Source organism: Sporichthya brevicatena (assembly GCF_039525035.1).
Lineage (GTDB): Bacteria > Actinomycetota > Actinomycetes > Sporichthyales > Sporichthyaceae > Sporichthya > Sporichthya brevicatena.
Window position 1 is genome coordinate 1 of sequence record NZ_BAAAHE010000078.1, and the last position, 1,092, is coordinate 1,092.

Here is a 1,092-nt window from a genome sequence, read left to right on the forward strand (position 1 = left end):
GCTCAGGCCGAAAAGCTCGCCCGCGTCGAGGCCACACTGTGCTCTGCGATGTGCCCGTGTTGCGAGGACATCCGCGCCGCGATCCGTTGCCCGCAGGACGAACTCCAACCGGGCTCCAACAGCGGCTTGGAGTTGAAGTTCAACCCGCAGCGGCGTGGCCCGCAGGACGAGGAGGCCGCTGAGGTCTGCGGGGCCAACGGATGCAGCAACCACGCCACCGGCATGCGCAAGTCCTACGTGCCCGGGTGGCCCGACGTGCCCGATTGCGGCATACATCCGCTGCGGGTGATGACCGGGCCACGCCCGCAGGACGAGGAGGCCGCTGAGCCGACTCTGCATTCCTGGCCGGACTCCGACGCCGCCCGGTTCCTCGCCCACGAACGCGCGCAGCGGGCAGGGACAGCACGGCCCGAACCCGCTGACATCGAGCGCGCCTGCGAGGTCATGCACGACGCCTACGAGGCCGCAGCGGTCGGCGCGGGCTGGGAAACCCAGCAGGCATCCCGCAAACCGTGGGCCGACGTGCCCGAAGCGAACAAGGCAACGATGCGCGCTGCCGTCGCCGCGCTGATCGAGCATCTCGCGGGCAACGGGTCCGGCCGTGCGGAGGAACACGTGGAGGGTGCTATCAAACTCGGCGCAAACCCCGCTGAGGAAACCGAGCCGATCCACATGGGCTGGATGTCGTCCTTTACCCCCGAGCTCCAGGACGCGATCACCGCAGCGGCTAACTGCCCGTGCAGTTCCTACCCCTGCACCTGCCAGCGGGCGGACCAGACCCAGGAAGGGGGCCACTGATGGAGGAGGTCATGGTTCGCATCCAACGGTTCGACCCGCAGCAGCCCACTATGGACAGCCCACGGGGGAACTGGGTCACGCTCGGCCCAGCGATGAGCGAGTCCGAGGCCGTGGATGCGTTGAAGGGCTACCGGCGAAGGGACCGCGCCTCGAACCGCAGATACCAGTACCGGATCCTCGGCCCCGACGCCGTTGTGCGCGGCGAGCAGCGGGCAGGCGACCAGGAGGGGCAGCAGTGAGCGGGCCCCGGGACGAGCTCGACGCACGCATCAGAGCACTCGAAGCAGAGCGGCT

At 69.0% G+C, this 1,092-nt stretch carries 2 protein-coding genes; both read left to right on the plus strand.

Annotation, left to right across the window (positions count from 1 at the left end; translation table 11 throughout):
* The coding region (locus ABD401_RS24990; protein ID WP_344609947.1) for a hypothetical protein at positions 1-798 on the plus strand (798 nt) is incomplete at its 5' end.
* Positions 798-1,037, plus strand: coding sequence for a hypothetical protein (locus ABD401_RS24995; RefSeq protein WP_344609949.1), 240 nt, complete (start codon positions 798-800; stop codon positions 1,035-1,037). The genes ABD401_RS24990 and ABD401_RS24995, both read left to right, overlap by 1 nt.
* Positions 1,038-1,092 lie beyond the last annotated feature (55 nt).

Bases quoted from the DNA above. Each gene is read 5' to 3' on its own strand.
- ABD401_RS24995 (WP_344609949.1), top strand. From the start codon at position 798: ATGGAGGAGGTCATGGTTCGCATCCAACGGTTCGACCCGCAGCAGCCC.